This window comes from Exiguobacterium sp. 9-2 (assembly GCF_036287235.1).
Classification (GTDB): domain Bacteria; phylum Bacillota; class Bacilli; order Exiguobacteriales; family Exiguobacteriaceae; genus Exiguobacterium_A.
In genome coordinates, this window is sequence record NZ_CP142850.1 from 2257324 (window position 1) to 2278575 (window position 21252).

General features: G+C 46.4%; 20 protein-coding genes. 5 read left to right on the forward strand and 15 right to left on the reverse strand.

Annotated elements, in window-relative coordinates; all coding sequences use genetic code 11:
• The first annotated feature begins 71 nt into the window (after positions 1-71).
• Entirely contained in the window at positions 72-497 is a 426-nt protein-coding gene (locus VJ374_RS11900; protein WP_035406299.1) for a divergent PAP2 family protein, read from the forward strand.
• Between the two features lie 49 nt (positions 498-546).
• Here VJ374_RS11900 and VJ374_RS11905 read toward each other — a convergent pair whose 3' ends face one another.
• The 11 genes from VJ374_RS11905 to dnaE all read right to left on the reverse strand — a co-directional run bounded on the left by VJ374_RS11905 (position 547) and on the right by dnaE (position 14695).
• Positions 547-1686: a zinc-dependent alcohol dehydrogenase gene (locus tag VJ374_RS11905; protein ID WP_035406295.1), complete on the reverse strand. Its 1140-nt coding sequence runs from the start codon at positions 1684-1686 to the stop codon at positions 547-549.
• A 326-nt stretch (positions 1687-2012) separates the two neighbouring features.
• The gene (gene mdh / locus VJ374_RS11910) at positions 2013-2951 is read right to left on the reverse strand and encodes a malate dehydrogenase (RefSeq protein WP_329468857.1); all 939 of its coding nucleotides are present in this window, start codon (positions 2949-2951) and stop codon (positions 2013-2015) included.
• Positions 2952-2973: 22 nt separating this feature from the next.
• Positions 2974-4248: an NADP-dependent isocitrate dehydrogenase gene (icd, locus tag VJ374_RS11915; RefSeq protein ID WP_035406288.1), complete on the reverse strand. Its 1275-nt coding sequence runs from the start codon at positions 4246-4248 to the stop codon at positions 2974-2976.
• A 71-nt stretch (positions 4249-4319) separates the two neighbouring features.
• Positions 4320-5432, reverse strand: a complete 1113-nt coding sequence (gene citZ, locus VJ374_RS11920) for a citrate synthase (RefSeq protein WP_035406285.1) — start codon at positions 5430-5432, stop codon at positions 4320-4322.
• 218 nt (positions 5433-5650) lie between these two features.
• Positions 5651-6121 (reverse strand): DUF441 domain-containing protein, encoded by a 471-nt coding sequence (locus VJ374_RS11925; RefSeq protein WP_035406282.1) that lies wholly within the window; start codon positions 6119-6121, stop codon positions 5651-5653.
• 58 nt (positions 6122-6179) lie between these two features.
• The gene (gene pyk, locus VJ374_RS11930) at positions 6180-7928 is read right to left on the reverse strand and encodes a pyruvate kinase (protein ID WP_035406280.1); all 1749 of its coding nucleotides are present in this window, start codon (positions 7926-7928) and stop codon (positions 6180-6182) included.
• Positions 7929-7993: 65 nt separating this feature from the next.
• Positions 7994-8962: a 6-phosphofructokinase gene (gene pfkA / locus VJ374_RS11935; protein ID WP_035406276.1), complete on the reverse strand. Its 969-nt coding sequence runs from the start codon at positions 8960-8962 to the stop codon at positions 7994-7996.
• 147 nt (positions 8963-9109) lie between these two features.
• Positions 9110-10045: an acetyl-CoA carboxylase carboxyl transferase subunit alpha gene (accA, locus tag VJ374_RS11940; RefSeq protein ID WP_035406271.1), complete on the reverse strand. Its 936-nt coding sequence runs from the start codon at positions 10043-10045 to the stop codon at positions 9110-9112.
• The gene (gene accD, locus VJ374_RS11945) at positions 10032-10892 is read right to left on the reverse strand and encodes an acetyl-CoA carboxylase, carboxyltransferase subunit beta (protein WP_056062672.1); all 861 of its coding nucleotides are present in this window, start codon (positions 10890-10892) and stop codon (positions 10032-10034) included. The genes accA and accD overlap by 14 nt, the downstream gene beginning before the upstream one ends.
• A gap of 20 nt (positions 10893-10912) precedes the next feature.
• Positions 10913-11431 (reverse strand): FadR/GntR family transcriptional regulator, encoded by a 519-nt coding sequence (locus VJ374_RS11950; protein WP_035406263.1) that lies wholly within the window; start codon positions 11429-11431, stop codon positions 10913-10915.
• Positions 11432-11533: 102 nt separating this feature from the next.
• Positions 11534-14695 (reverse strand): DNA polymerase III subunit alpha, encoded by a 3162-nt coding sequence (dnaE, locus tag VJ374_RS11955; protein ID WP_329468858.1) that lies wholly within the window; start codon positions 14693-14695, stop codon positions 11534-11536.
• Positions 14696-14840: 145 nt separating this feature from the next.
• Between dnaE and VJ374_RS11960 the strand changes: the two genes are divergently transcribed.
• Positions 14841-15035 (forward strand): YtzJ family protein, encoded by a 195-nt coding sequence (locus VJ374_RS11960; RefSeq protein WP_035406258.1) that lies wholly within the window; start codon positions 14841-14843, stop codon positions 15033-15035.
• A gap of 65 nt (positions 15036-15100) precedes the next feature.
• On the opposite strand, the gene VJ374_RS11965 is transcribed toward VJ374_RS11960, so the two are convergent.
• A complete protein-coding gene (locus tag VJ374_RS11965; RefSeq protein ID WP_329468859.1) occupies positions 15101-16036 on the reverse strand; it encodes a DHH family phosphoesterase in 936 nt (311 codons plus the stop codon).
• 63 nt (positions 16037-16099) lie between these two features.
• Between VJ374_RS11965 and VJ374_RS11970 the strand changes: the two genes are divergently transcribed.
• Entirely contained in the window at positions 16100-16408 is a 309-nt protein-coding gene (locus VJ374_RS11970; RefSeq protein WP_035406252.1) for a YtpI family protein, read from the forward strand.
• Between the two features lie 52 nt (positions 16409-16460).
• On the opposite strand, the gene VJ374_RS11975 is transcribed toward VJ374_RS11970, so the two are convergent.
• Complete coding sequence (locus tag VJ374_RS11975) at positions 16461-17771, reverse strand: DRTGG domain-containing protein (RefSeq protein ID WP_023469046.1); 1311 nt, start codon at positions 17769-17771, stop codon at positions 16461-16463.
• Positions 17772-17926: 155 nt separating this feature from the next.
• Between VJ374_RS11975 and VJ374_RS11980 the strand changes: the two genes are divergently transcribed.
• Positions 17927-19030, forward strand: a complete 1104-nt coding sequence (locus VJ374_RS11980; RefSeq protein WP_329468860.1) for a M24 family metallopeptidase — start codon at positions 17927-17929, stop codon at positions 19028-19030.
• Positions 19031-19076: 46 nt separating this feature from the next.
• Here the strand turns inward: VJ374_RS11980 and VJ374_RS11985 are convergent, their stop codons facing one another.
• The gene (locus VJ374_RS11985) at positions 19077-19802 is read right to left on the reverse strand and encodes an SDR family oxidoreductase (RefSeq protein WP_035406245.1); all 726 of its coding nucleotides are present in this window, start codon (positions 19800-19802) and stop codon (positions 19077-19079) included.
• A 154-nt stretch (positions 19803-19956) separates the two neighbouring features.
• Here VJ374_RS11985 and VJ374_RS11990 point away from each other — a divergent pair, with 154 nt between their 5' ends.
• The gene (locus VJ374_RS11990) at positions 19957-20394 is read left to right on the forward strand and encodes a universal stress protein (RefSeq protein WP_029342342.1); all 438 of its coding nucleotides are present in this window, start codon (positions 19957-19959) and stop codon (positions 20392-20394) included.
• Positions 20395-20505: 111 nt separating this feature from the next.
• Here VJ374_RS11990 and VJ374_RS11995 read toward each other — a convergent pair whose 3' ends face one another.
• Positions 20506-21111 carry a 3D domain-containing protein gene (locus tag VJ374_RS11995; protein WP_035406242.1) on the reverse strand — a complete coding sequence of 202 codons (606 nt, stop codon included), beginning with the start codon at positions 21109-21111 and terminating at the stop codon, positions 20506-20508.
• Positions 21112-21252: the final 141 nt, after the last annotated feature.

A 21252-nucleotide genomic window follows, 5' to 3' on the forward strand; every position in this document is an offset into this window, starting at 1 on the left:
CTTGATCATTCGTGTAAAAGCGATAAAAACGGGGAATCAATACATATCGTCAATCGTAGGAGGTAGAATGTATGGAATGGAATCATCCCCTTTTTGCAGCCATCACGGCATGGTTCATCGCTCAAGCAGCGAAGCTTGTTACGAGTTTGGTACGGACCAGAAAGTTCGACCTGGAGATCATGTTTGCTTCCGGTGGTATGCCTAGTTCACATAGCTCGACTGTCGTCGCGTTAGCCGTGGTCATCGGTTTTCAGGAAGGCTTCTCATCTTCGCTCTTCGCACTAGCTGCCATATTTGCCACAATCATCATGTATGACGCGACGGGTGTCAGACAAGCTGTTGGTGTTCAGGCAAAATTACTCAATGATTATTTTAAGGGAATTCGTCATGAGACCCCTCTTCTGAATGAACTCGTCGGTCACACTGAGTTTCAAGTATTCGTTGGTCTCTTACTCGGTTTAGCTGTCGGTATCTTGTGGCCAGTTTTCTTCTTTTAATGCAAACAACCCATCCGATTTTGGATGGGTTGTTTGCATGTGAAGTGACTTATGGTTTTAGAACGACCTTGATGCATCCATCTGTTCGATCATTGAAGGTTTGATAGGCTGCAGCAGCATCATCGAGTGCCACTCGATGCGTCACGATGTCCGTCGGATCAAATTCCTTATTGATGATTTTCTGGAACAGTTCCGGCATCAAATGGACGACGGGTGCTTGTCCCATTTTCAGTGTGATATTCCGAGTGAAAAAGTCGCCGAGTGGAAATTGATTATATTTTTTCGCATAGACACCCGTCAACTGTACGGTACCAAACTTCCGGACAGCATCCTTCGCAATATCAATGGCACTCAACGTTCCCCCTTGCAAACCAATCTTTTGTTCGATTTTTTCAACAGGTGACATCTTCCCATCAAGACCGACGCAATCAATCACGACATCTGCCCCACCTTGCGTCAATTCTTTGATGTAGGCACCACTTTCTGCATGATCTGAAAAATTCACGGTCTCGACTTTATTCGTCACTTTGGCGTGATTTAATCGATAGACTTGATCATCCACCGCAATGACCCGTTTCGCACCTTGCATCCATGCGAATTTTTGTGTCATCAGTCCGACAGGTCCCGATCCGAGTACGACGACCGTGTCCCCTTTTTTCACACCAGCATGCAGGACACTCCAATATGCTGTAGGTAAAACGTCAGATAAGAACAACAACGCTTCATCTTCTAGTTCACACGATTCAGGAATTACGAGCGGCATGAAATTTCCAAATGGTACTTTTAAATATTCCGCCTGACCACCGGGATGTCCACCAAACTCTTCTGTAAAACCAAAATATCCACCTGTATCGACATGCGGATTTCCGTTTGAGTTATCACATTGACTTTCCATATCATGTTCGCAAAAGAAACAGTGACCGCAAGCAACGTTAAACGGTAACACGACGCGGTCTCCCCGTTTGACCTTCGTCACTCCTGGTCCAACTTCTTCAACGATGCCCATCGGTTCATGACCAATGACATAGTCTTTGTGAGCCGGCATATTCCCTTGATAAATGTGTAGATCCGAACCACAAATTGCAGTCGAGGTGATCTTTACGATGATGTCATCGTTTTTATCAATCGATGGATCCTGTACTTGTTTGACTTGAACATCTTTTGTTCCTTGGTACGTTACGGCGCGCATGTAAAATCCCCCTTAGTGGAATAAAATGACGTACCTTTGTCCTTACCCTAATACAAGCATTTATTCTACATGTTTTTTAAAATTGGAACTTTTATACTACATGGATAACATGGTGTGAACTAACCATTTTACTTTACACATTTATATATAAAAGAAGCTTATATCATGGCCCGATGCACCGTTTGTCTCAAAAATGGTCTTCTCGAACAATCTATCGTTTGATGTGATCGGCTGACCTGTCCGCATTGTCAAAACTCGCAACACCTACTGTAACGAGACGAAAAAGACGAACCTGTCGAAAGTGACAGGTTCGTCTTTTTTTAGATTCAGGATTTTAATAAGTCGAGTACCGAACGGACGGTAGACGCAGAGCGGTTCAATGCTTCTTGTTCATCGACAGTCAGCTCGAGTTCGTAGACGTGCTCGACACCGTTCCCACCAAGAATGACCGGTACACCAAAGTACATATCGTTGTATCCGTATTCGCCTTCGAGATAAGCGATTGCCGGAAGAATACGTCGCTGATCCTTCAAAATCGCTTCGACCATCTGAGCAATTGCCGCTGCTGGCGCGTAATAAGCGGAACCGTTTCCGAGTAACTGAACGATTTCACCGCCCCCTTTACGGGTCCGGTCAACGATCGCATCGAGTCGTTCTTTCGATATGAGCTTCTCAATCGGAATTCCTCCTGCTTGAGAATAGCGCAGTAGCGGTACCATATCATCTCCGTGTCCACCGAGCACGAACCCTGATACGTCCTTCACAGAAACATTGAGTTCTTCTGCTAGAAATGTCCGGAAACGCGCCGTGTCGAGGACTCCGGACTGACCGATGACACGTTCCTTCGGAAAACCAGATGCTTGATAGACCGTATACGTCATCGCATCGACCGGGTTCGTCAAAACGATGATGATCGATTCTGGTGCATGCGCGACGATTTCCTTCGTCACAGCTGTCATGACGGTAGCATTCGTACTGACAAGGTCTTCGCGGCTCATGCCCGGCTTTCGAGCAATGCCGGCAGTGATGACGACGATGTCTGCGTCCTTGATATCTGCATAATCCGATGTCCCTTTTACCGAAACATCAAATCCGAGGATCGGCGCTGCTTCTTGCATATCAAGCGCCTTTCCTTTCGTCGGATTTTCTTGCTCTGGTCGGTCGACGAGGACGATATCACCTAACTCTTGCTGGGCAAGGTAAAGTGCCGTCGTCGCGCCCGTAAAGCCACTTCCTATGACTGCGATCTTCTTCCGTCTGTTCATCGACTCATTCCTCCTGATCGGATTACATGTTTTTGATGAGTTCGTCCGCGAATTCAGAACACTTCACTTCAGTCGCACCATCCATGAGACGTGCGAAGTCGTATGTGACGACTTTTGCTTCGATCGATGTTTCCATCGATTTGATGATGAGATCTGCTGCTTCGTTCCAACCGAGGTGACGGAACATCATTTCGCCTGACAAGATGACAGATGATGGGTTTACTTTATCAAGTCCAGCGTATTTTGGTGCTGTACCGTGAGTTGCTTCAAAAATCGCGTGACCAGTCATGTAGTTGATGTTTGCTCCAGGTGCGATTCCGATACCACCCACTTGTGCAGCAAGTGCATCCGAGATGTAGTCACCGTTCAAGTTCATTGTCGCAACGACATCGAACTCTTTTGGACGAGTCAAGATTTGTTGTAAGAAGATATCAGCGATTGAGTCTTTTACGATTAACTTACCAGCAGCTTCAGCGTCTGCTTGTGCTTTGTTCGCAGCCTCAGTTCCCTCTTCTTCTTTGATACGATCGTACTGGTTCCAAGTGAAGACGTGCTCTGCGTATTCACGCTCAGCAAGCTCATAACCCCAGTTTTTGAAAGCTCCTTCAGTGAACTTCATAATGTTTCCTTTGTGAACGAGTGTCAACGAAGCGCGCTTGTGCTCAAGTGCGTATTCGATTGCTGCACGAACGAGGCGTTCTGTTCCCTCTTTTGAAATCGGTTTGATTCCAAGACCAGATGTCTCAGGGAAGCGAATTTTGTTGACACCCATTTCGTTTTGAAGGAATTCAAGCAGTTTTGCAACGCCTTCGCTACCTTCTGCATATTCGATTCCTGCGTAGATGTCTTCAGTATTTTCACGGAAGATGACCATATCTGTATCTTCTGGGCGTTTAACCGGTGAAGGAACACCTGTGAAGTAACGAACTGGGCGAAGGCATGTGTACAAATCAAGCTCTTGACGTAATGCAACGTTCAATGAGCGAATACCGCCGCCGACTGGTGTCGTAAGTGGTCCTTTGATTGCGATGATGTGCTCACGGATGAGATCGAGTGTCTCTTCTGGTAACCAGTTACCTGTTTTGTTGAATGCTTTTTCGCCAGCATAGACTTCTTTCCATTCAATCTTCTTCTCACCGTTATAGGCTTTTTCAACTGCTGCATCAAATACGCGTACCGCAGCATTCCAGATGTCAGGTCCTGTTCCGTCACCAATGATGAATGGAATGATTGGAGCATTTGGAACTTGAAGTGTACCGTTCGTTACTGTGATGTTTTCGCCTTGAAGTGTAGCCATGTCTAAAAATCCCCCTTAAGTAATTGTAATCTACATCAAAAATCAGGAGAGGATTACTCCTCTCCGTCCTTTTAACGTTCTTCGATGGACACATATGTCCGGTGCGTTTCACCCGTGTAGTCTGCACGTGGACGAATCAGACGGTTATCGCTATACTGCTCTAAAATGTGCGCCAACCAACCTGACATTCGACTTACTGCAAAGATTGGAGTGAAAAGTTCTGTATCAAGTCCAAGTGCATGGTACGTAGAAGCGGAATAGAAATCAACGTTTGGTTTCAATCCTTTTTCCGACTGGACGATCTCGTCAATCTTAACTGACATCTCGTACCACTTCGGCTCCCCGATTTGAGCAGTCAACTGACGACTCATTTCCTGAAGGTGCTTCGCACGTGGATCGCCGTCCTTGTAGACACGGTGACCGAAGCCCATGATTTTTTGCTTGTTCTCAAGTTTATTATGAACATACTCGTCAACCTTTTCAACCGAATCAATTTCTAACAGCATCTTCATGACGGCTTCATTCGCTCCACCGTGAAGAGGTCCTTTTAATGCACCCATCGCTGCTGTCACACCTGAGTAGACGTCAGAGAGTGTCGCAACACAAACACGTGCCGTGAATGTCGAAGCGTTCAACTCATGGTCTGCATGAAGAACAAGCGCTTGGTTGAACGCTTTTTCAGCCACTTCTGTCGGCTCTTCGCCTGTCAACATGAACAGGAAGTTTGCAGCGTAAGAAAGACCTGTTTTAGGTGCGATTGGTTCCTGCCCTTTTTTAATACGCGCGTAAGCCGTAACAAGTGTTGCGATTTGCGCTTGTAATTTGATGGCTTTAGCGTAATTCGCCTCTGTCGACATATCTTCTGATGTTTCATCGTAAAGCGCGAGTTGAGAGAGCGCTGTTCGAATCATTGCCATCGCATTCGCCGACTTTGGTGCTGCCTTCATCGTCTCGAGAACGGCAGTCGCAACTGGTGCTTCGGAAATGAGTGCTTCCGACAGTTGCTTCAATTCCTCTTCTTTTGGTAGACGGTCGTTCCATAATAAGAAGACGACTTCCTCAAATGAGGCGTGCTCCGCCAAATCATCAATTGTATAACCGCCGTACGTCAATTGACCATCGATGATCGAACTGATTTTCGATGTCGTCGCGACGATTCCTTCTAAACCTTTAGTTTGCGTCATGACAATAATCCCCCTTTTTTTCCCCAGAAATTTAAAACGCTTTCATTTCCGTATTGAAAAAAAGACGTCCACTCAAGAGTCGTTCCCCATGCTTGTACCGCTGTACTCTTGAATAGACCATCTTGTTTCTGTTCTTAGTATAAACAAAATTACCCAAAAAGTGAATGAACTTGCATACTATTATCAAAAAATTAATTCGTATTCTTTGCTGATCCTGCTCATCCCGTGAACGTTTTTGCGATGATATCCCACATTCCGATGACAAGCGCAGCGATCCCAGCACCAATTAGCGGACCAACGGGTACTCCCCGGAAGAGTCCAACTGCGAGAATCGTTCCGGCAAGCAATGCCGTCGTGACAAGTGGGTCTTCTTTCATCAGACCAACACCATGTGCTGCGACGATTGCAACGAAGATTCCTGATAAAAATGAGATGATGCCGATATGCCCCCGAATACTTTGAATAAGTTCCTTAAATCCGATATCCCCTGCTGCGATCGGTACAAGAATCGCAGCCGTAATCAATGTGACACCCCACGTGATTCCTTTTGCCTGCAAGGATGGAAATAATCGACCATCTAGTCCGATCGCCTTGACGATCAACAGGAAAGCAGCAGCGATGATCAATGATTTATTTTGTGCGATGACCCCGATGAAGACGAGGGCAATCAAAAATAGATAAGCTTCCATACGTCCTCCTCATGAAAAAAAGACGGACATGACCTAAGTCACGTCCGTCATGAATGAATTATGCGTTATACAGTTTACCTGTCAATGGATCGATTGAGATCATTTGACCGTCTTTGAAGACTGTCAATGCATTTTCAACACCAACGATGACCGGTTTACCGAGTGATGGTCCAACGATACCAGCATGGCTAGTCAATCCACCATCTACTGTGATCATTGCTGCAGCCAATTCGATTGCAGGCATCATGTCACGATCTGTTGAGTTCGTAACGAGGATCATGCCTGGCTTCGCTTTCGCATTTGCTTCTTCAGCATTGTTTGCGATGACGACTTCACCAACAACACCACGTTCGCCGATTCCGCGACCGTTTGCGATCTCTTTACCAACGATGTGAACTTTTAACATGTTCGTTGTACCAGCAGTCAAAGCAGGGATACCAGCCGAGATGACGACGAGGTCACCGTCTGTAACAAAACCAGCATCTTTCGCTGTATCTGCAGCAAGTGTCAACATATCATCCGTGTTGTCTGAGAGATGATCGACGACGATTGGGTACACACCCCATACGATGTTTAACTGACGTGCGACACGTGCGCTTGGTGTAACAGCGACGATGTTCGGCTCCGGACGGTATTTCGAGATACGTGATGCTGTGTAGCCCGATTGTGTCGGTGTCAAGATTGCTTTTGCATCCAAGTTGATTGCTGTGTGCGTAACGGCTTGAGCGATCGCATCCGTTACTGTGTGCTCACTGCGAGTTTGACGATCTTTCAACAAGAGTTTGTAGTCGAGCATTTTTTCTGTACGTTTTGCGATCGAGTGCATCATTTTGACAGATTCAATCGGGTAGTCCCCTGCTGCTGTCTCACCTGAAAGCATGATTGCATCCGTACCATCAAGAATCGCGTTCGCGACGTCTGATGCTTCAGCACGTGTTGGACGTGGGAAACGTTGCATTGAATCAAGCATTTGTGTTGCTGTGATGACCGGTTTACCAAAGTCATTACAAAGCTTGATCAAGTCTTTTTGAGTTGGTGTTACGTCCTCTGTCGGGATCTCGATACCGAGGTCACCACGCGCTACCATCAAACCGTCTGAAATCGCGAGAATTTCTTCGATGTTATCGACGCCTTCTTGGTTCTCGATTTTCGGGAAGATTTTGATGTGAGTCGCATTGTTTTTCTCAAGCAATTGGCGAATCGCAACGACGTCAGACGCACGGCGTACGAATGATGGTGCGATTAAGTCGACATCGCTCTTGATTCCGAATTCGATATCAGCTACGTCTTTATCTGTCAAAGCAGGAAGGTTAACCTTCACGTTTGGCAAGTTGACACCTTTTTTCGTTTTGATGACACCTTCGTTTTCGATAGAGCAACGAAGTTCACGGTTTGGAAGTTTTTCAACGACACGAAGACCGATGAGACCATCATCAAGCATGATCATCGAACCAACTTCGACATCATCATAAAGTCCTTCATACGTAACAGAGAACTTATCTTTTGTTCCGACGATTTCGTTTGCGTCACCACTGACGACGATGACTTCTTGTCCACGTACGAGAAGTGCTTTTCCGTCTTCGAACGTATGCGTCCGGATTTCTGGACCTTTCGTATCAAGAAGAATCGTAACGATTTTGTTTGCTTCTTTTGCTGCACGACGGATATCTGTGATTCGTGCACCGTGTTCTTCATAATCGCCGTGTGAGAAGTTCAAACGAGCGACGTTCATACCTGCTTCGATCATTTCTGGGAGACGTTTTTCTGACGCCGGTCCGATCGTACATACAATTTTAGTTCTGCGCATATTCCATAAACCTCCTACGGTGTTTGGCCAAGTTCTCTTGCCCATTCCAATCCTATCGACGTTCGTTAAATCGAAAGCTGTTTTGAAAGCTCAAGGATTTCAAGATCCAGCTCATGTTTGTTTGCGTCGAGTGCCTCATCGATATCGAGATCAATCATCTTGCCACCACGTACACCTACGACACGTCCTTGTTTTCCTTGAAGTAGGATTTCGATGGCATGTGCCCCCATCCGACTTGCAAGTACACGGTCCGCTGCCGTCGGTGCTCCACCACGTTGAACGTGACCAAGAACCGTGACGCGTGTATCGAGACCTGTTTCTTTTGCGATAGCGTCTCCCACGTCCTGAGCACGACCTGCACCTTCAGCGACGATGACGATCGAGTGTTTCTTACCGCGGTTGACACCACTTTGAATGCGATCGAGGACTTCTTTTAAATCTTCAGGACGTTCAGGAACAAGAATCGATTCTGCTCCACCAGCAAGTCCTGCATATAATGCGATATCACCCGCATCGCGTCCCATGACTTCAATGACATACGTCCGCTCATGCGACGATGCTGTATCACGGATTTTATCGATCGCTTCAAGCGCCGTGTTGAGCGCTGTATCAAAACCGATCGTATAGTCCGTTCCAGGAATATCGTTATCGATCGTACCTGGAAGTCCGATTGTCGGGAAGCCAAGTCCAGTCAATTTTTGGGCACCACGATACGACCCGTCTCCGCCTACGACGACGAGTGCATCAATTTCAAATTTCTTAAGATTGACGACCGCTTTTGCTCGTCCTTCTTCTGTACGGAACTCAGGGCAACGTGCTGAACGTAGGAACGTTCCACCTCGTTGAATGATGTCACCGACTGATCCAAGGTTCAACTGGACGATGTCCCCGTTGATTAATCCTTGATACCCGTTGTAGACACCGAATACTTCTAAGCCATGAAAAATCGCTTTACGCGTGACAGCACGCACCGCGGCGTTCATACCTGGTGCATCACCGCCACTCGTTAAGACAGCAATCCGTTTTAAACTCACGTTAATCACCTCTCCATTAATCTGAATCTAAAATAGCACGTTGTTTTCTTGTTTTACAACAGGGCAGATTGCATAAACTTTCACTATCTTTTTCATCATCAATTCCGGAAATGAGGAATATCAATCATGATAGCGATTACATGGTGCTTATGTGCCAATTTGGTGATATTTTTCGGTCCGTTGATCGAGGAGCTCTTCCTTGGTCAGATGAACCAAAGTTTCGAGCTTCTGTACCAAGACAGATTTTAATTTATCCGCCTGTAATGACACATCAAGATGTGCTCCTCCGATGACTTCAGGAATGATAGCATCCGCGATTCCAAGGCGTAACAAATCAGGTGCTGTGATTTTCATCGATTCTGCAGCCTTTTCCGCAAGACTCGCATCTTTCCACAATAATGCTGCAGCACCTTCAGGAGAGATAACGGAATACGTCGAGTTCTCAAGCATCAAGAGTTGATCACAAACGCCGATTCCTAAAGCACCACCTGAACCGCCTTCACCAATGACAATCGAGATGATTGGCACAGTCATCCCAGCCATCTCAAACAAGTTTTTTGCGATGGCTTCACTTTGACCGCGTTCTTCTGCCGCACGTCCTGGATATGCTCCTTTCGTGTCAATGAACGTAATGATCGGTCGGTTGAATTTTTCCGCTTGTTGCATGAGACGCAGTGCTTTCCGGTACCCTTCTGGATGTGGCATCCCGAAGTTACGACGAATGTTCTCTTTTGTATCTTTTCCGCGTTGATGACCGATGATCGTCACGGGACGACCATTTAGCGTTCCGATTCCACCGACGATTGCTGCATCATCATACCCATGACGATCACCGTGCAGTTCGATGAAATCTTCACAAATCGATTCAATGTAATCGAGTGTCGTTGGACGTTCTGGATGACGTGCCAACTGAACACGATTCCACGCTTTCATATTCCCGTAAATATCGAGTTCTAACCGATGAAGGCGTTCTTCAAGAAGTTGCAGTTCTTCCTTGAAGTCAAGTCCTTGCGTTTCCGCCATGTCATGAAGCTCAAGAATTTTTTCGCGTAACGCGATGACTGGTTGGTCAAATGGTTGCATGGTTCGTTCCCTCCGCATGTAGCTTTAAGATTCGCGTATAGTACGTCTTCAGATCGTGTCGTGATACGACATCGTCCAGTTGACCTGCTTGCAATAAGAATTCTGCTGTTTGGAAATCTTCCGGTAGTTTTTCACGAATCGTCTGTTCGATGATCCGGCGACCCGCAAATCCAATCAACGCACCCGGTTCAGCAATGTTGAAATCACCTAGCATCGCAAAACTTGCTGATACACCACCGGTTGTCGGATGGGTCATACAAGAAATATAGAGTAACCCTGCATCTGAATGCTGTTTTAAAAAGAGACTCGATTTCGCCATCTGCATGAGACTGACCATTCCTTCTTGCATCCGTGCCCCACCTGAAGCAGAGAATATCGTGACAGGTAGACGATGTTTCGTCGCGTAACGAACAGCTTCAGAAATTGCAGCACCAACGGCAGCTCCCATCGAGCCCATCCGGAATCGCGCATCCATGACACAAGCGACGAGTGGGTGACCATTCACATTCCCGACGCCACAGACGATCGCTTCCTTAAGACCCGTTCTGACTTGATCTCCTTTTAATTTTTCCGGATAGTCCTCAAATCCGAGGGGATCCGCTTGAACTGCTGGCAGATCAAAATATGTTACCGAACCTTCATCAAATAATTGCGTAAAACGTTCTTGCGCAGTCAATGGATGATGATATCCACATGAACAGACGCGTAGGTTCGCTTCTAGTTGTTTCGTATATTGGATCAATTTACATTTCGGACATTTTGTCATTAAGCCAACAGGCACATCGACACGTTGCTCCTTTGAAGTCAACGTGACGAACTTTTTAGGTTTTCGAAAAAATGCTTGCACGTTCAGTTCCCCCTTGTCATCTATGGGCGGTTCAAGAGTTGTTCCCGTTCCACTTGCGTATAGAGTTCCCCTTGACCGAAGCTTTTATGGAAGGCATTGACTTGTCGCCAGATTCGTTCAAACAGATCGTTATCGACCGTCTGAATCAACGTCTCACGAAACGCTGCATCGGATGCAACGACTGGTGCAAGCACCGAAAGGTCATCCAGCTGCGCGAGCGCTGCTTGCTCAAGCAAGCGGAGCGTTCCTGCCAAGTCTTCGAACTTCGAATCGCCAGTCACTAAGAATTGAGCGATGATTTGAATATAGGTATGATCGTCACGGTTTAACAGAAAGCTTCCGCCTCCGTGCCGTGTCTCGACGATGCCTAAATAAGCGAGCGTCCGTAATGCTTCTCGTACGGACGGTCGGCTGATGGATAGTCGTTCTGCCAGTTCCCGTTCCGATGGGATTCGGTCTCCTGGAACTAATCCATCTTGTTCGATCATCAATTTAATCGCCGCGATATTGGCTTCAAACGCATTTCGTTTCTTCTCCATATCGATACGGCACCACCTTTCTGACCCTTCAGTCGGTTGCTTTAATCGGTGGCATTGGTCAGACCAATTACCCTTTATTATAACAAATCTTATTACCTACTACTAGTTTGAGCGAGGCACATTTTTCAGGACAACATGATCTTCACCAAACTGCATACGTAGACGAGCTAATAATTCCTCATCATGCCGAACCGCATAAAGCGGCGGTAACGATTTCGTCTCGCGTGAATCAGCGTAGCGAACGACGACTGGAATATCGCCTGGCGCAGCTTCTAACAATTGTTCGAGTGTGGCTAGCTCATTTTTTGATGTTAGCTTGACGAACAATACATCTTGTCCGAGTGGCCGGAGCCGTTCCAAAATGAATTGGCGCTCCCCTTCACGATCTTGAACCTTCAATTCGATCAATAAGACATTCCCTAAATAAAGAGAACGACGGAACCGCTCATACTGACTTGGGAATACGACGACTTCTTCATTTGAATACCCATCGACCGCTTGAATGACCGCCATCTCTTGACCGCGTTTCGTCTTGAATTCTCGGATTTGATCAATATAGCAGATTAAATAATGCGTGTCTGCTCCGACACTAAGATCATGAAAATAAGCAGATTCGACCGGTGCTTTCATCGCTGTCGTCAAAGGAGAATACGTTAACCAGAATCCGAGTGCATCTCGTTCCAGGCGTGCCCAGTCGGAATCGCTTCGTTTCGATGACTTCTGTGTCCGTCGTTTCCCGAGGATTGCCAGTTCGTCCGGTAATAAGGTATTCGATGATTCCGTGAAGTACTCGAGCACCTCTTGTTCAGCGAGTCCACGATCGCCGTGCGTCGCTCGGTCTAATGCGCCACTATAAAGTAGTAATTCGATTTTTGTTCGTTCCTTTTTACCCCATCCGACATGAGTCAATAGATCGGCGATCGTCGCCGTGTGCTTCGACGCTTCTTTTAACCGTTCGAACTCTCGCTCGGAAATACCTTTAATCACATGGATTCCAAGTCGAATCCCCTTTCCCTCTAGTGAAGAACGATAATCGGAAATCCAGACGTCCGGTGATAGGACAGGGAGACGTCGTTCGCGCATCAACCGGACGAGGCGTTCCGGTTGTTCCACCGAAACGAGAAAGAAAATTTGCGGGAAATGCGCTTTGATATACCCAAGGGCATAACTAATCTTTGAGTAGGCGACTGCATGACTTCGGTTAAATCCATATCCGGCAAAACGTTCGATTTGTTCATAAAGTGAATGTGCTACTGTATCATCGAATCCATTCGTTCGTGCACCTTCTAAAAAATGGAGACGTTCCTGTTCGAGTGAATCCGTACTCTTCTTGGAAATCGCACGTCGTAATATATCTGCTTGAGCAAGCGTAAAACCAGCCACTCGCCGTGTGATTTCCATGACTTGCTCTTGGTAGACGATGATGCCATATGTCGACGCCAGCACCTCTTCTAATACAGGATGTACCATCTGATAAGGTTGACCGGCTTTTCGTTTTGCGTACAGATCAATGAATTTCATCGGTCCTGGACGATAGAGCGACATCGTGGCGACCAAATCTTCAAATCGATTCGGTTTCACTTCTCGCAATGTTTGTTTCATGCCTGGTGATTCGAATTGGAAGATATCATCCGTCTCAGCGCGGGCAAAGACTTGGAACGTCGCACGATCTTCTTCTGGAATTTGCGAGAGCGTAAAAGAGGGGTGTTCTCTTCGAATCAATTCTTCCATCCGACGCAAACGACTAAGATTGCGCAGTCCCAGCAAGTCAATCTTCAGTAATCCTTGACGTTCTAATGCTTGCATCAGGAACTGCGTCACGTATCGCTCGTTCGGTCCTGTCTCTAAGGGTGTCGTCTCGACGAGATTCTCTGACCCGATGACGACGCCGGCTGCGTGAACCGAACGTTGTCGCGGGAGACCTTCGACTGCTTGCGCTAGCTGTAAGAGTTGTCGACGTTTTTCACTTCCAGAGAACCAGCGATACGTCTGTTTATTTTGTTCGATTCCTTGTAACGTCGTCGATTTCCCAAGTTGTTTGACTGCAGCATCCAGTTCATCTTTTGAAAACTCCAGCGTTCGTCCGACATCTCGCAGAGCAGCTTTGGCACCAAGCGTTGATAATGTTCCGATTTGGGCGACATGGTCTTTTCCATAACGCATTACGAGATCTTCTAATACCTCTTCGCGTCGTTCATCTTCGATATCAATATCGATATCCGGCATCGAAATCCGCTCTGGATTCAAAAACCGCTCAAAGAGTAATCCATATTTCAACGGATCAACCGTCGTGATTCCAAGCGCATAACTAACGAGAGAGCCTGCTGCCGACCCACGACCAGGTCCAACATGAATGCCTTTCGCCTTTGCTCGTCGAATAAGTTCCTCGACGATCAAGAAATAATCAGCAAATCCGGTTTGTTCGATGATGGACAGTTCATAGGCGAGACGTTCCTCCGCCTCTTTACTTTCATGACCGTGTGCCAGTAATCCTTCTTCAGCATGCGTCCGCAGCATCGCATTCGAATCTTCTGCGACGCGTGGTAATGGACGTTGCTGGAACGGTAATTCTAAGCGTTCAGATGTCGCGGCAAATTGCTCAGCCATCGTGATTTCTCGCTCCGTAAAGTCTTCGAGTAACTCTTCTCGAGTCTTTAAATGCATCAGACGATCTGTTTTTTGATCTTGGAACGTCGTTGCTTCACGGATCGCACGTATTGCTTGATAAGCTGGGGCTTCAGCTCGATGAAGATAACGGACAGGATCGACCGGGATTGTCTCTACACCGAGTGATGCGGCTACTTCCCGATAACGCATGCGACTCTCTCGCTCGACCGTCGAGCGACTCGAAGTCACTCCCATATATGTACGCGCCCCTTGAACGTGTCCCATCCACTGCACGACGGAACGACGTAGACGTGTCATATCTTCCGATGCCTGACGAAGCGGAACGAGCACCGCAATGAGCGATGAGGCTTCAATAACCGGTTGTTCACTAGCTAATCGGTACAATTGCCGTAAGCCATCAGAAGAAAAAGCAAACCACAAGATACAACAGTCTTCTTCCTCGATTCGCTGCTCCCAGCCAATGACCGGTTGTAACTGTCGACGCTGACACGCCTCGATGAATGCCGGAACTCCGGTTAATGTCGTTTCACAGATGATCGCTCGTCCAAGCTGACGATGAACAAGCTCATCGAGGTACGTCTCGATTCGAATCAAACTTTGTAAGGGACTATATTGTGTCCGGACATTTAAGTGCATCTTCTATTCTCCTCTCTCTTCTGATGAAAGCTTAAAAAGTTTTCAGAACATTCATATCTAACTAACTCAAGTACTCGCCATCTGATTTATTATTCGCTACAATAAGTATAGAAATATCATGACGGGTACGGAAGGAGCATTTCTCATGATTTTGAATCGTAGTCAAATCGCACGTGAAAAGGTTGAACAACTAAAGTTAGGTGTTACTGCTTTTACTGAAACGGAAGAAATCGCTGAGAAGATTCGCAAGTCGGTCGCTGAACTTCAACTGAATGTCATTGAAGACCACACAGATCGTGGCGTATGGTTCATTCCGCAAGAAGAAACAAAAACGAAATAAGCATAAAAAGGCTGTTCGCTCCGCTTCCTCACGAGAGGAATGAGACCGAGCAGCCTTTTTTCCATTTAAAACTGGAAGTTCGCAGCGACCTCATTCAGACGATTAACGACACGTTCGACTTCACTTAACTGTTCAATCGTCGCACCAGACGCCATTGGATGTCCACCGCCATTGAATTCTTTTGCTACTTCATTGATGACCGGACCCTTCGAGCGAATTCGGACGCGAACTTCCATATCCGTTTCGAGGAACAGCGCCCAGCACTTCATTCCTTGTAAACCGGCAAAACTATTGACGAGTAACGATGCTTGTTCGACCGTTGCTCCAAATTGCTTCAATGTATTCTGTGTCAAAACGACATAACCGACACCTTGATCCGTTAACTGAATATGTTGAAGAACATATCCTTGTAGATGAAGCGCCGCCAGTTCTGTTTGGTACATATTCCGATACAACCAATCTGTATCAATCCCTGCATCAATCAATTGCCCCGCGACTTCAAAGGTTCGTTTCGTCGTACCACGGAATTGAAAACGTCCCGTGTCACCGACGATTCCCGCATAGAATTGAATAGCAGCTGATGCCGGAATGTCGTATCCCCATTCATTCAATAGATGAACGAGCAGTTCCGATGTCGAACTCATCGTCGTATCGACGAGTTGCACTGACGCGTATGGATCCTCATCGGGATGATGGTCGATTTTAATGACGTCTTTTCCTGTCATCGCGACCTTCCCGTCAATCCGCGCTTGATTCGCCGTATCCAAAATCACGACTAACGCCTCTTTGTATAACTCGTCTTCTACCTGATCGAGCTTCCCCATAAATGACAATGATGTCGCCATCTCACCTGCCGACAAGACTGTTTTTTCAGGAAACTGGTGTTGCAATGTCAATTGTAAGCCGAACTGACTACCGAGTGCATCGGGATCCGGTCGTTCATGACGATGAATGATGATCGTATTTGCAGCTTCAATCATTTGTTTGATTTGCTCTTTCACTGTGCACAGCTCCTCTAATCTTGATATGATACTAGATGAAGACAAAAAGGAGGTCCTTTTAACATGCAATTCATCCTCATCGCCCTCATCGTTTTCTCGCTTGGTGGGTATTTGTTAGCAAAACGCCGCGCGTTCCATACGAAAAGCACGAACCGAAAATACTTGTTCAATACACAAGCGAGCATTTGGTTGAGTCTGTTCGTCATCCTATTCGCCGTCAATCAGTTCGTTTCCGGGAACGGATTAACGACACTCGTCGGAAAAGTGGTCTGTTCTATTTTAATCGTCGTCGGTGTTGCTTCATTCATCGCTGGATTCATCCGTTACAAAAAGATTTATCCATATGTCGTCCGTGAGATGGAGCAATCCTGAGCGAGATTCAGAGGAACCGAAGTCAATAGACTTCGGTTCTTTTTGTATTCACTTAACGATCGATGAGTTGCGAAGTCACGAGTGCTTTCGCAACGATTTGTGTACCTTGATACATTTCGACATCGACTTTCCCGAATTTCCGACCAACGTCAAAGACATTGGCCCGGATCGTTACCGTGCTCTCGATCTGAACAGGTTTAATGAAATAGATGCTGACGTTTTCAATGACAAGGTCACCTTTCTTCATGTGACGCAACATTCGCGTCGCCCCTTCGACGAGAAGCGTCGTCAATACACCACTTGAAGCAGTCCCCATGAAATTCGTCATTTGTGGAGAAACCTCAAGGGATAAGTACGGTCCCCGTTCGTCCTCTGCCGCTTTAATCTGCCCTGTGATCAGATCATCGAATGTCTCCCCGACCTGCGGCTGGCGATTCGCCAGTTGCAACGCCTTGAGGACATCTTGACGGCTAATGATCCCAAGCAATCGCCCATACTGGTCAATGACCGGTAACATTTCGATGCCTTCCCATACCATCTGATGCGCAGAATTCGTGACACTCGTTCGAATGCCGACCGTAATTGGATGCCGCGTCATGACTTTTTCAACAGCCCAATCATGTGGACGGTCAATGATGTCCTTCGCCGTCACGACACCGACGACCTTCATTTGTTCATCGATGACAGGATAACGATTGTGTTTTGTCTGTTCGTTCAACTCGTGCCAACGTGAAATCGGATCCGTCGTCTGTAAATAGAACGTATCATGTAAAGGGATCAAGATATCCGAGACGAGTAAGATTTCTTTTTTGATCAATCGATCATAAATTGCTCGGTTGATCATCGTTGCGACCGTAAATGTATCGTATGACGTCGAAATGATGGGTAACTCCATCTCATCCGCCAATCGTTTTGCATCCTCCGTTGTATCAAATCCACCGGTGATCAATACAGCGGCCCCTGCTTCAAGCACAAGTTCGTGTGCTTTTTCACGGTTCCCGATGATGACGAGACTGTCGACATCGATGTAACGCATCATCGCTTCAAGCTTCATTGCGCCAATGACGAATTTCGTCAATGTCTTGTGTAATCCGTTTCTTCCACCGAGAACTTGACCATCGACGATATTCACGACCTCCGCGAATGTCAGCTTCTCAATATTTTCTTTTTGTTTCTTTTTGATTCGAATCGTTCCGACTCGTTCGATCGTCGAGACGAACCCAAGATTCTCCGCTTCCTTGATGGCGCGATAGGCCGTTCCTTCGGATACGGTCAAGTCCTTCGCGATTTGTCGGACGGAAATCTTCGTTCCGACATCAAGATCTTCGATATGTCGAATGATCTGTTCGTGTTTCGTAGGCATACTGTATCCCTTCTTTTCCTTTTTTCTACTCTCCTGTCATTATACTGTACTACTCCAAAGATGAAAACGTGTACTAGTCTGATTTACGAGAAATGTTTTTCGAATCGGACGATGGTATACTTATGTAGAAAATGAGTAGAGAGGTGGAGTCACATATGAGCGAACGTACGAATTACATTAGTGCTTTCTTGAAAGAACAAGGAATCGATTTAGCCGTCATTACTTCAAAGGCGAATGTCTTTTACTTTTCAGGAGTCTACGCAGAACCTCACGAACGTGTCATGGCAGTCCTCGTTGATGTAACCGGCAAACATGTATTATTCTGCCCGGCACTCGAAGCAAGTATCGTTGCAGCGAGTCCTTGGGAAGGAGACGTCGTCACGTATGAGGATCATGAAAATCCATTCGATCGTTTAGCTGAATTATTCAAGACATTTGAACATTCAAACAATCGGATCGGTATTGAAGGTGAACATATGACGTTTAGTCGATATCAAGAACTGAGCTCACATCTTGAAAATGCAGCCATTCTTGATATTGGTGAGTCCTTACAAGCGCTTCGCTTGAAGAAAACACCGGAAGAAATTGCTATCCTTCAAGAAGCAGCAGCACTTGCGGATGAAGCGATCGAAATCGGTAAACAAGCGATCCGTCCAGGTATCACGGAAATCGAAGTCATTGCGGAAATCGAATATGAAATGAAGAAAAAAGGCGTCCGCGAGATGTCGTTCGATACGCTTGTCCTATTTGGTGCAAACAGTGCTGATCCACACGGTGTCCCAGGTGACCGCGTCATCCAAGAAGGCGATTTCGTCCTATTCGATCTCGGTGTCATTTGGAAAGGCTACTGTTCAGACATTACACGGACCTTCATTTATGGTCAGGCAAGCGAAGAACAGACTAAAATCTATGAAACGGTCCGCCAAGCACTTGAAGCCGCGACAAAAGCGAGTCAGATCGGTACGATACTCGGCTCGTTGGATAAAGCAGCCCGCGACGTCATCACAGAGGCTGGTTACGGGCAGTACTTCACACATCGCGTCGGTCACGGACTCGGAATCGAGGTTCACGAATTCCCGTCCCTCGCTTCGAACAACTTACTGACGGCTGAAGCTGGTATCGTCTACACGCTCGAACCAGGTATCTATGTTCCCGGAGTCGGCGGCGTCCGGATCGAAGATGATATCCATCTTACTGCGGAAGGTCCGGTTGCGTTAACTCGCACACCAAAACACCTTCAATCGATTCCATCATCTTAAATCAGTAAAAACACCTAATCCAAGCGATGGATTAGGTGTTTTTTATTTACTTACGGGATTGATGGACGACATTGACGCCCCCTGTCACATCAAGAATCGCACCTGTGATCATACTTGATTCTTCTGCGAGTAAGAAGGAGATGGCGCGAGCGATATCTTCCCCGACACCCGTTCTTCCGACCGGTGTTTCTTCATCTTGCTCTGCTTCGGAAATCCGTTTCGTCTTGTTATCACCGACGATGTTCCCCGGATTGACCATGTTGACCGTAATGCCGTGCTCTGCCTCTTCAAGCGCCACACTCTTCGTCAAACTCACCATCCCGCTTTTAGCAGCAGCGAACGCCGCCCGGCACACCCATCCTGGCGCTGTCGCACTTTCCGGAAAACCATACGTGATGATTCGACCATAGGCTTGCTTACGCATGACGGGTAATACTTGACGTAATAACCAGAAACTAGCGGTCAGATTCCCGGTAATGACTTCATTCCATTCTTGATCGCTATAATCTACTAATGCTTTCCGCTCGAATATATATGGTCCTGCATTAAGTATCAACGCATCAATCCGACCTTGCTCGTTAATCGCTTGTTGAGCTGCGTGTTCCACTTCTTCTTGGTTCGTCACGTCTGCTTGAATCGTCACAAGATTCGGATGTGTAAACTCGGGTTCAGAACGATGGAACGCTGTTACTTTCCATCCTTCTTCCAATAACTGGCGTGTTACTCGTTCTCCCAGTCCTTTTGTACCTGCTGTAATTAACGCGTGCCTCATCTTGGCATCGCCCCCTTTCACTGACTCCATCTTACGACGGAATGGAAAGGTAGGACAATTTTTAGAACTCGTTGAATGTTTCGTCCGCTTCCAGTAAGAGAATGGTATAATTAGGGTGTACTCATCATATCGATTACGAAGGGATGGATTCATCATGGCAATCGTCTATCATAATGTACTTGTAGCAGTAGATGGCTCAAAAGAGGCAGAACGTGCCTTCGAGACGGCAATCGATGTTTCATTGCGAAATGATGCAAAATTGATCATCGCACACGTCATTGATACACGGACGTTCGCAACAGTAGAAGCATATGACCGTACCATCACGGAACGTGCTGAATCTTACGCGAAGGAATTGCTAGACGAATATGTCAAGACCGCTCAAGACCGCGGTGTACAGGAAGTCGAAGTTGCAATTGAATACGGTTCTCCAAAAGTCACGATTGCCAAAAAACTTGCTCCTAATCACGATGCTGATTTAATCATCTGTGGCGCGACCGGCTTAAACGCTGTTGAGCGTTTCTTCATCGGTAGTGTCTCTGAAAGCATTACGCGTTACGCAAAATGTGATGTCTTGATCGTTCGTTTATGAACCACTCTTCTATCAAACAAAAGCCTCTCTCCCTTCATCTCAAAGGAAGAGAGGCTTTTTGACGACCTGCTTAAACAAAAAACCATCGAACCGATGTCCGATGGTTTGAAATCATTTGTATTTTACTGTAACGGTACGACGACCCCAGTTGAATGCTTCTGAACGAGAGTAGTAAAGGATATCCATCTTCTTACCTTTGATGGCACCGCCAGTATCAGCAGCTGTATATGTCCCTTTCAACTTCCCTTTATAATACACTTTGACTGTCGAACGAAGTGGAATGACACGTGGATCAACAGCTACGACTTTCTTTTTCGAGCTTTTGATGTTCCAACCGATTGCTGTCAGGTTACCACTGCCTGGATCATACGGTGTATAGGCTGTCGCACTCACGTTCGTGACTGTTTTCCAACCGCCCGTAGATTGTTTTTTTGATCCGCTTGACGTCACGACCTTCGAGTAGCTCGCGCTAAGATAAGCCGTCTTACCTTTGTAGCTTACTTTGTACCAGTTCCCTGTTTTTGCTTTGTACGATAACGTTTGGTTCTTATATAGAAGACCGAGTTTCTTCGAAGAAGTAGTAGCTTTTTGACGAATGACTAGGCTATCGACTGTTGACTTAACGCTTTTCTTAGTTGCAGCCTCTGCTTGAAGACCTGCGAACGAACTGAGTGCTAACACGACCGTTAAAACACTTGCGAGCATTCGTTTCATCATGTATTTTCTCCTCCATCATTGTTTCGTGTTTGTTAACTGAGATTAATATACATGACAAAAGCAAGTAGTGCCGTTACATATAGACCACAAAAATATGTCTGTACTATTACCGTTATGTTACAAAAGACTCATTTTTTTAAG